This window comes from Holospora undulata HU1 (assembly GCF_000388175.3).
In the GTDB taxonomy this organism is placed as follows: Bacteria; Pseudomonadota; Alphaproteobacteria; order Holosporales; family Holosporaceae; genus Holospora; species Holospora undulata_A.
In genome coordinates this window covers 1-9,637 of the sequence record NZ_ARPM03000116.1, presented here as the reverse complement: position 1 = coordinate 9,637, position 9,637 = coordinate 1, and the positions used below count along the sequence as shown (strand labels likewise).

13 protein-coding genes and 2 pseudogenes are annotated in these 9,637 nt (G+C 37.0%); 10 read left to right on the top strand and 5 right to left on the bottom strand.

Annotated features, from left to right (window positions below; translation table 11 throughout):
* Positions 1-240: hypothetical protein (locus tag K737_RS11065; RefSeq protein WP_006295746.1), on the top strand; the 240-nt coding region annotated here is incomplete at its 5' end.
* A 193-nt stretch (positions 241-433) separates the two neighbouring features.
* Here K737_RS11065 and K737_RS11430 read toward each other — a convergent pair.
* Complete coding sequence (locus tag K737_RS11430) at positions 434-556, bottom strand: hypothetical protein (protein ID WP_268743852.1); 123 nt, start codon at positions 554-556, stop codon at positions 434-436.
* A 99-nt stretch (positions 557-655) separates the two neighbouring features.
* A complete protein-coding gene (locus K737_RS09980) occupies positions 656-814 on the bottom strand; it encodes a hypothetical protein (protein WP_161630417.1) in 159 nt (52 codons plus the stop codon).
* 543 nt (positions 815-1,357) lie between these two features.
* Here K737_RS09980 and lpxA point away from each other — a divergent pair.
* The 7 genes from lpxA to K737_RS10510 all read left to right on the top strand — a co-directional run bounded on the left by lpxA (position 1,358) and on the right by K737_RS10510 (position 6,617).
* Positions 1,358-2,188: an acyl-ACP--UDP-N-acetylglucosamine O-acyltransferase gene (gene lpxA / locus K737_RS02670; RefSeq protein WP_075260328.1), complete on the top strand. Its 831-nt coding sequence runs from the start codon at positions 1,358-1,360 to the stop codon at positions 2,186-2,188.
* Positions 2,189-2,581: 393 nt separating this feature from the next.
* Positions 2,582-2,716: a hypothetical protein gene (locus K737_RS11425; protein ID WP_023491033.1), complete on the top strand. Its 135-nt coding sequence runs from the start codon at positions 2,582-2,584 to the stop codon at positions 2,714-2,716.
* Between the two features lie 148 nt (positions 2,717-2,864).
* Complete coding sequence (locus tag K737_RS02665; RefSeq protein WP_006295744.1) at positions 2,865-3,464, top strand: shikimate kinase; 600 nt, start codon at positions 2,865-2,867, stop codon at positions 3,462-3,464.
* A 21-nt stretch (positions 3,465-3,485) separates the two neighbouring features.
* Complete coding sequence (locus K737_RS02660; RefSeq protein WP_006295743.1) at positions 3,486-4,748, top strand: HlyC/CorC family transporter; 1,263 nt, start codon at positions 3,486-3,488, stop codon at positions 4,746-4,748.
* A 52-nt stretch (positions 4,749-4,800) separates the two neighbouring features.
* A complete protein-coding gene (locus tag K737_RS02655; RefSeq protein ID WP_006295742.1) occupies positions 4,801-5,430 on the top strand; it encodes a lysophospholipid acyltransferase family protein in 630 nt (209 codons plus the stop codon).
* 635 nt (positions 5,431-6,065) lie between these two features.
* Positions 6,066-6,386 (top strand): hypothetical protein, encoded by a 321-nt coding sequence (locus K737_RS10250; protein ID WP_152531054.1) that lies wholly within the window; start codon positions 6,066-6,068, stop codon positions 6,384-6,386.
* Between the two features lie 6 nt (positions 6,387-6,392).
* Positions 6,393-6,617, top strand: coding sequence for a hypothetical protein (locus tag K737_RS10510; RefSeq protein WP_200863592.1), 225 nt, complete (start codon positions 6,393-6,395; stop codon positions 6,615-6,617).
* On the opposite strand, the gene K737_RS09975 is transcribed toward K737_RS10510, so the two are convergent.
* Positions 6,608-6,757: a winged helix-turn-helix domain-containing protein gene (locus K737_RS09975; RefSeq protein ID WP_006295838.1), complete on the bottom strand. Its 150-nt coding sequence runs from the start codon at positions 6,755-6,757 to the stop codon at positions 6,608-6,610. The genes K737_RS10510 and K737_RS09975 overlap by 10 nt on opposite strands.
* 977 nt (positions 6,758-7,734) lie before the next feature.
* On the opposite strand from K737_RS09975, the gene K737_RS11060 reads away from it, so the two are divergent.
* Positions 7,735-7,941 carry a transposase gene (locus K737_RS11060; RefSeq protein ID WP_024161392.1) on the top strand — a complete coding sequence of 69 codons (207 nt, stop codon included), beginning with the start codon at positions 7,735-7,737 and terminating at the stop codon, positions 7,939-7,941.
* Positions 7,942-8,551: 610 nt separating this feature from the next.
* Complete coding sequence (locus tag K737_RS11925; RefSeq protein ID WP_081731155.1) at positions 8,552-8,650, top strand: transposase; 99 nt, start codon at positions 8,552-8,554, stop codon at positions 8,648-8,650.
* A gap of 175 nt (positions 8,651-8,825) precedes the next feature.
* Here K737_RS11925 and K737_RS11050 read toward each other — a convergent pair.
* Positions 8,826-8,956 (bottom strand): annotated as a pseudogene (locus tag K737_RS11050) (IS5/IS1182 family transposase); the annotation flags it as partial.
* A 429-nt stretch (positions 8,957-9,385) separates the two neighbouring features.
* A pseudogene (locus K737_RS09970) lies at positions 9,386-9,637 on the bottom strand (hypothetical protein); the annotation flags it as partial.

Here is a 9,637-nt window from a genome sequence, read left to right as displayed (position 1 = left end):
TGTTGGACTAATGCGTTGAAAGTTGTCATTGACGCGCTCGACAAGATCCATGGCGATGTTGTCCCAGGTTTAGTCGAAAAAATGTATCATACTCTTGCAAAACTCTTTGGCAGAGACGAAAAATCGATTGTTGCGCACATATGCATTCTTCGATGGGGGTCAGATTGGGACTTAGGGAGGGCAAATAATGCACCTAAATCCCCCTTTCTTTTGCTGCTTTTTGGAGGTTTTTTCTTGTAGGGGCCTTGATCCAAGATCAGGGGAATGTTAGGCGCCTTTGGATAAGCGTCTTTCAGCTGATAAAAAAACCTATTCAAGGTTTCTAAGGACACTACCCGTCAAATCCAAGGCTCCCATCAGGTGTAAAAGAGGTTGTCGTGGCAATGTGGGTGCCTAACAGGTGATTTTCGTTTCCATGGTGTGGGGCATGTCGTCACCAAACAGGAAGGGCATCCTTCGGCGGTGTTGTCATCACCGTTGAATAAAAGGCTTCCTGCTTGGCTGCCTTTTCTGGCCGTGCTGCTGGCTTTTTAAACGAAAAGTTATAGGCGTGCAACGTCTTGCCTTGAATCGTATACGCAATGCCTCAAGAAAGCGCAGATATCACTCACCTTATACTTCTCTACATGACGACTGATCGTCAATCAGAAGAGCCTTAGCAATTTGACGATAGCTTCCCCTTTGTCGGAAACAAAACTGCCTTAATCCTATCTTCTACGCGTCGGTTCGTAACGCAACATGATCTCCTTCTTTCAGAAAACTTTGCATAAGAAAAATTATTAATACATAAAATTAAACTTTTAAACAATTTCATTCAGAATGAGTATATAGCGCAAAAGAGATAAGTGTAGGATCTTTTTTTCACATCTTAATAAATGGTTAATCTGATCATAAATTACTTTTCTCCATATTTTCTTAAACAATATCAGTTTGCTATTCCATAGTAAAATCAATCGATATGGATACACCAAACCAGAATTTCCCTAGCAAGAGTTTATTTGAAAGAATGAATTAATGAATTCTATTTTTAGACACCGTTTTCTTGACTCGAAAAGTGTTTTTTTACTCACAGAAGTCAAATTCAAACTTTTTTTAAAGGAAAACGTGGTACTTTCTTTCGATTTATTCTAGAAAGTATGGGGCACTTTATTTTCTATCCGTCACTACAAAAAAATCTAAAGCCTAAAAGTGCTATTGCCTTTGCTTTGATCTTTGGTTAGAATAACGTCGTATTTTGTGATATTTTATTTTAAATCGTTCGTTTTTGTTTTCTGGAGTAACGGTTTTTTAGTGTAATTTTCTGAGTGGTTAAGGAAAGGAAGCGGGATTGTGGGCATTTTTTGGCAAGTTTGGCGTTATGAACATCCATAACACTGCTGTTTTGCATTCTGATGTTGTTGTTCATCCGGACGCTATTGTTGGTCCTTATTGCAGCATAGGAAAGGGAGTAATTCTGGAAAAGAATGTTCATCTTGTGTCTCATGTGGTGATTGATCAAAATACTCATCTTCATGAGGGCGTTCGCGTTCATCCTTTTGCCGTTTTGGGAGCGGCACCTCAACATACTGGGTACAAAGATGAGCCTACTCAACTTGTAATAGGAAAATATACTCAGATTCGTGAGCACGTTACTATCCACAGGGGAACACAGCAAGGGGGAGGAATAACTTGCGTGGGAGAGTTCTGTATGATCATGGTGGGATGTCATATTGGTCATGATGGCTGTGTTGGAAACGGCGTGATTATGGCAAATAATGTTGTACTTGGTGGACATGTAGAAATTGAAGATACGGTAGTTTTGGGCGGAATGGTTGCGGTACATCAAATGGCTTCTATTGGAAAGGGAGCTATGATCGCAGGGTGTTCTGCAGTAGGTGGACACGTAAGCCCTTACACTACTGCTATAGGAAATCGAGCAAAGTTAGCAGGACTTAATTTACATCGCTTAAGAAAACTACAGATGAGCTCTCAGGAAGTTCATGGGTTAAGAGATGCGTATCACTACCTGTTTAAAGGAGAAAATCGAATGTCCCTTGAATTTCGCATCCATAATATTCCTCAAGAGTTAATGCAGTATGAAAGCGTTCAAGAAATAAAACGTTTTTTAAGCACCCGAAACAAGGTAAGACCTATTTGTTTGTCTGACCAAAGCAACTGTTCAAACGACACGTTGAAAGCAACTTTTTGACAGGACCGAACGGGGAAATAAAAATTCAAAAAGCTTTGGATAACCCGAAGTTTTTAAAGTTGATTGCTTCCTTTCAGATCTGGTCAGTTAACCCTAAAAATACGTCTACCCAAAGCTTATCTCTAGGATACAGATTTTTTTTGCACTACACAAGAGGGGAGTAACACTTTTTAGATTTAGACCGTAAGACTAGTACGCCTAGTACTTACTATGCAAATCTTAACAAATAGATTTTTTGGGAGTTGATGTTAAAAAATGATGGTTTTTTTATGAGTTTGACTTTTTCAGATGTATGTTTTTAGTAAATTTCCTAAATTTTTCCCCCCCCCCTCTTGCAATCATTTATGAAATATGTCTATGATTCGAATGTAGAAACTTTGAAAAGGTATTGTTATGAAAACGTTCATTTTGCTGGCATCTCTTATGGCAAGTGTTGTAAGTGCTACTGGGACTTGTGAGTCCACAGAAAAGAGTGAAGACGTAGAAGCAAAAGAAAAGGAACAAGAACAAGAACAAAAACAAAAGTAGGTTGCTTCACTTCATAAAAAGAGAAAATTTTTTTTCTCTTTTATTTTTTATTTTGTATTTAGTTGTACTCTTGATTTTCAAGGTTCATTTTTTTGAATTTTGTTCATGAGTACATAAGGATCTAGGCGCGAGTGAAGGTACAGAGTATATGATTCGAAATACGTATAGAGAGTTTTATCCAGGTAAGCCCATTGCGTTAGTTGGCATGCCGGGGGTAGGAAAAACCACCTTAGGCAAATTACTAGCAGAGTTTTTTGGGATACCATTCTTTGATTCAGACAATATGGTAGAAAAGGCTGCGGGAGGTCTTTCTGTTTCAACTATTTATGAGCAGTTTGGGGAAACAGTTTTCAGAAGCACTGAGCTTTCTGTGATTCAACGGGTTCTTAAAGAAGAATCTTCTCATGTGTTAGCTACGGGTGAGGGAGCTTTTTTGGAAGCTCAAACACGAATGCTTTTGCTAGAAAACACGTGTACAGTTTACATGTGTGCAAAGCCGTCTCATTTGGCAGATCGGTTATCCAGGAAGGCAAGGCCTCAGTTGGGTTTTCCCCAGTTAGATGCGGAGTCTGTATTGTTATCAGAAGGAAAAAATTTGGCTTTAGAAAAAGTGCTAGAAGAGATGCACGAGGAAAGAGACAAGCTCTACGGGCTTGCAGATGTACGAGTTCCCAGCGATCAAGGTGGGTACGAAGAGACTCTTGCAAAGGTTTTAGATGAGCTAAAGTCGCATTTTCACATCATGTAGTGTGTTGAGATTAGTAATTTTATGTTATTTGTTTTTTTTATTCTTATTATTGTATTTGCAGTGTTAGCAGCATTTTTGTCTGCCAGTGAGACGGCGGTTATCGCCTCTTCACCTTTTCGTTTAAATCAAATGGCAAAAAAAAATCCTTCTGCTTCTGTTTTGCTAGAACTTCAAAAACAAATGCCCGTTCTGATTGGCTGTTTGTTATTTACAAACATTTGTTTGTTAAATGGTATGGCGTCTATTGCTACTGAGTTATTTCGTCAATATCTTGGGCCTTTGGGATTAGTTATTGCACCTGTTGTTGTATCTGCACTTACTGCTCTGTACGTAGAAATTTTACCCAAGATTTACGTGTATCAGTGTCCAGAGCGTGCTGCCTTATTTTTAGTGCCTCTGCTTCAATTCTTGAAACGATTTTTGTTTCCTATTACGTTGCTTATGGATCGTATTGCTCACTATTCATTATCGTGGTTGGGGGTAAGTAGCACAAAAGAAACTGCAAATACTTTAGAAGACTTACGAGGAGCTATAGATCTTCATGCTGGTTCTGGAATAATTTCTCACGAGCGTGCAATGCTTGGAAGTATCTTAGACCTTTCTCGCGTTACAGTATCAGAAATTATGGTTCATCGAAAAAATATTGTGTCGTTTAATATTGACCTTCCTTTTGAACAGCTATGTGAATATTTATTGACTGCTCCGTACACACGCATCCCGTTATGGAAGGATTCTCCAGATAATATTGTTGGTGTTATTCACCTTAAAACTCTTATGCGTTATCTACAAAAAAAAGAAAAGCTGAAAGAAAATTCTGATATTTATTCTATGATGAAAGCTCCTTGGTTCATTCCAGAAACTAGTACGCTGTTTTATCAAATGCAGTTATTTAAAGAAAAGCATTCTCATCAAGCATTTGTGGTAGACGAGTATGGATCGTTGTTAGGAATGGTAACATTAGAAGATATTTTAGAAGAAATCGTAGGAGAGATTCGCGACGAGTACGACGTGGATTTTCCTGGTGTACGCACTACTCCTCAAGAAACGTATTTAGTCAGGGGGTGTGTAACGCTAAGAGATTTACGCAGACAGTATGAGTGGAACTTTGATGAACCTTCGGTTTCGACATTAGCTGGGTTGATTTTACACACATGTCGCACAATTCCCGAGGTAGGAACGGTGGTGCGTATTAAAGAGTTTGAAATGAAGATTTTGCGTGTTCACCATCATCAAGTAACATTAATTGAAGTCACTCCTATGCGTTCTGAAGAAAATGTTCAATAAATTTTAAATTTTTTATTTAATATAACTGAATTTTTATTGGAAAAAAGTAAAATTGCATTCATTTTTTAAAAAAAGATTTGTACAAAAATCTTTAAGTTTTATTTTTGCCGAATATTTACGATTTGTTTACAGAACCAGTCGCCAAGTCATTGTTGGCCGTAATCATATCGAGACGTTGTTTCAAGAGAATACTCCTGCAATTATTGTATTTTGGCATCGTGAAATGACTATGGCTCCCTTTGCATGGAAAAAAGGTAAGGAATTTCGTATGCTAATTTCTTCTCACGGAGATGGAAAGTTGATTGCTCAAACAGTGCAAAAATTCGGAATTTCCTGTATTGAAGGATCTTCTTCTCATGACAAAGGAACTTTGGCTTTAAAAAAAATGTTAAAAGCTCTTTCTGAGGGGATTAGTGTAGGTATTACGCCAGATGGTCCAAGGGGACCAAGGGAAGTATTAAAAAACGGAGTGTACGCGTTAGCGCGTCTTTCTGGGCGCCCGGTATTGGCACTGCACTGGAATTCAACAGCTCAATACGTTTTAAAAAAGACTTGGGATCAAATGAAAATTCCTCTACCTTTTGGACGTATTGAGTGGGTGTGGAGCCCCCCCATCACCCTTCAAAGCCATTCGGGAGATCAAGAAAAATTTCAAAAATCTTTGTACGACGCACTTTCCTAACTTTAAAAAGTTTATAAATAAATTTCTCAATTTTTTACACAATATGGACCTGTTTTTTTTAAGAGAACAGAAAACCTTCTGGTGTTTGCCAAATACATTCAAGTTCAGTCTTTTTTAAGATCAATTTCTAAATATTTCTTAACATATTATTTGAGATTGTCAATTTTTTTTTGTAATTCTGGAGTATTAAGAACTTTAAAAAGTTTAATATTGTTTAGGCAAAAGCATAAAACTGCTCACACCTACTGTTTAATACTTTAGATATTAGTTTTTCTCTTTCGTGCTTAGATTTTTTTTGGTTTAGTGAAGTCTTTTCGAAAAAGTTTACAAAATTTTTCTTATTGAGTAAGAATTTTGCTTTTAGGATAACTATGCAAGAAGAATTTAAAAATAAAAATTGTGAAGAAGATATTTAGATTTTATCGTCGTACTCTTTCTTTATAGTAATTTAGGTTAAATCGGACATTTTAAAGAACCACGAAATAGCGTCGAATAGAGCCTTGAAATTTGGTATATTGTCACCTCTTCATATTAGCCCAGAATTTCTCTGTTGGATTCAAATCAAGAGATTAAGGAAGTAAAAAAATTATACTGCATTTTACAGATTCTATTTATTCTCTACCTCTCTTGGATTTATGAAAATAGGCATTATCCATAATAACACCTTGACCAGGCTTTTGTTACTTGATCAAAAATTTTTCTCCCAAGCTTGGAATAATACTGTGTCGCAAGATCTGTTAAACCCCATTAACACTATCGGATTGTTATTAACCAAACCAGCAATGCTCTTTGGCAGAGACGAAAAATCGATTATTGCGCACATGTTCATTCTTCGATGGGTGCAGGTTGGGGGGGCTATAAGGGGGCAAATAATGCACCTCAATCCCCCTTTCTTTTGCTGCTTTTTGGGTATCTTTGCTTGTAGAGGCCTTGATCCAAGATCAGGTGAATGCTAGGCGCCTTTGGATAAGCGTCTTTTCAGCGGATCAAAAAACGTCTTCATAGTGGCTCTATTCAAGGTTTTTAAGGATACCACTGTAAGGCGCATATTTCCTCCCATCAGGTTTATGCGTGTAAGGCTGTCATGGCAATGTGGGTGCCTGACAGGTGATTTTCGTTTCCATGGGGGGCACGCCATCACCAAACAGGATGGGTTCATCCTTCGGCGGCGTTGTCATCACCGTTGAATAAAGGCTTCCTGCTTGGCTGCCTTTGCGGGCCGTGCCGCTGGATTTTTAAATGAAAAATTATGGGCGTGCAGCCACAACGTCATACCTTGAATCGACGCAATGCTATAAAGTTCAAGAACATAGAGCTCAGATATCACTCACTTTCATATACGTCGTGGTTTTCCAAATGTGCGGTAAGTTCCGCTGTTTGTGAAGTATTTAGCTTGCTTACAGAGCCTCCGCTTGACACCATTAACTTAGCAAGGCAAGATATCAAAGTTTGATCTTCCTTATACTCCTCTACGATCGTCAATCAGAAGAGCCTCTAGTAATTTGACGATAGCTCCGCCCTTTGTCGGATAATAAAACTGCCTTAATCCCTATTTGCTACGCGTTGCTTCTTCACGCAACACGATCTTCTTCTGTCAGAAATCTTTGTATAAGAAAAATTATTAACACATAAAATTAAACTTTTAAACTATTTCATTTAGCATGAGTATAGAATTTATTACATAATTATAAATTTATCCAACTCCATTGTCATATTCTTTTTATCATGTTTTAGCTAGATCTTTCAGGAAAGATAAACACTACCCCAGAATGTTTAGCTAACGTATCTTCCAGATCATTATTTATACGTAGTATTCAACCCAGCTTTGACTGACGCAGAAAACATATGTAGTACTTGTGGAGATGATTAAACATTATCAAAAAGCAATCTTCTTTGCTTAACTTATTCTTTTTTCTACCTCTTGAAAAAAGTTTATCATTCTATAAAATTTTCTTGCTTTGCTCCATTTTCAAATACACCTTAGAACCTGTATTCATGAATACAAAAGACAAGCCGAATTAAGTATGAAAGGAGTAAGAATCCCAGCTATAGCATCATTCACAAAGTGTTAAAACAAGTGTTAAACCCACAGGTTCCTCAGAAAAAATAGGTATAGATGGGGGAAAAAAGATACGTAAACGGCATAGTGGTGTTGATACGCAAGGCAATCTGATCCATATCACGGTTCATAAGGCCAATGACACAGGTGCTGGGTGCAGAGTTTTTTAGGAAGCGGTGCAAAAATATCCTAAATAAAAGGGAGTTTGTGCAGATGCTGGATATAGAAAAACCATGGAGGAATTTGTGAGAACTATATTGAATAAAGCTATAGCAATATCAGAGCATATATCTCAAGGATGGGCCATACTTCCAAAGCGTTGGATTGTCGAAAGAACATTTGCATGGCTAAATCATTTGCAAAGGGTATCTAAAGATTATGAAATTTCCATAGAGACTGCTGAAAAGATAGCCCATTCCATGATCCTATTAAGAAGAATAGCTAAATCATGAATACAGGTTATCAAGTTGTTTTTACCGTAAATTTTCTTTAAAATCTAGTTTCAAAAAAGATATATAAGTAAAGGTATGACATATTCATTAGATTTTCGAAAAAAAGTATTAAAAACAAAGCACGGGTTATCATTTGAAAAAGTAGCTGCTAGATTTTGCATATCTAAATCAGCAGTAGTAAGATAGATTAAAACTCTTGAAGGTGTCAACAAAAGGAATAAATCATGGACAAAATTAGATAAAGAGAAATTATATACAAGAATTTCCAGACAGGTGCTATGAAAGAGCTAAGAGGGTAGAGGTCAGCGCTTCTGGTACCAGATAGATAAGCAGATAGGTTATAGTGATGAAAGTGGTTTTTCTGATGATATGCCAAGAACGCATAGACACTCTGAAAAGGCAAGCGGTGTTATGGCTCTCATAACTGGGGGAGACAAATCCCATAGGCGCTTTAATTGGAAAATATAATTGCAATTGGTTTGATATCTGGCTTACAAAGGGGGTTACATTTTGGGTGTTACCAAACCTTCCAAAAGAAAGCGGTAGTGTTGGATAATGCCACTTTCCATAAAGGAAAAGCTATGCAAAAAATGCTAGAAGATGCCATAGTTTGCTTTATTTGCCTCCATATTCCCCTGATATCAATCCAATTGAGAAAAAATGGGCCCAAGCAAAACATATAAGAAGAAACATTAACTTGTTCAATTGATCTCTTATTTCAATTCCATTTTTCGTAATCTTTTTATACTGATTTAGCTTTGAATCCAATAGAGAAATTCTGGGCTAATATAAAGAGAGGGATGGAATGCAATATACTAAATTTCAACGCTCTATTCGACGCTATTTCGTGGTTCTTTAAAATCTCTAATTCAACCTAAATTACTATAACGGTATAAAACAGCCTCCACAAACAGGAAAGTGTCTTTTGTTTTAACGCCTACATCCCCTGGTTTTCCAGGTAAAAGATCCTCTATCTTATCTCTCACTGATTATCCCGCAACACATAACGTCTCATTCTACGTACATCTCTTTTTAAATTGGTTATTAAGTTTCAACAAACACAGAAAAAATCAACTATAATTGAGAGTAAACCTTTTCGAAAAAAATATCCTGTTGACAAAAATAAATAAATCAAGAACTCGTAAATAAAAAATTACCATCCAAAAATTTAAAATCAAAACTGAAAAACGAAAACAGTTTTTAATCTTTTATTTAAATTTAATTACGGCACCCTACACGCAAGGATTGGCCTCCCTATGAACAGTTAGCCAAATACCCTATGTGAAAGTCTACTTTATTTCTCCCTAAATTTACCCTAGGTTACTATCGTTCTTTTATCGAAATTTGATTTTGCCAACAAAATTCTTAGAACAGTTTTCTCGAATTTTTTTAGATTTTATATTTTAACTCTTCTATCTCCTTACCTCCTCTAACTTTATTGCTCTTACAGCTCCTTGCCTTCAGACCTTAGAGCTTTGATATCTTGCCTTGCTTCTTCGTTCTTTCCCTCAGACCTTAGAACTTCGATATCTTGCCTTGCTTCTTCGTTCTTGCCTTCAGACCTTAGAGCTTTGATATCTTGCCTTGCTTCTTCGTTCTTGCCTTCAGACCTTAGAACTTCGATATCTTGCCTTGCTTCTTCGTTCTTTCCCTCAGACCTTAGAGCTTTGATATCTTGCCTTGCTTCTTCGTTCTT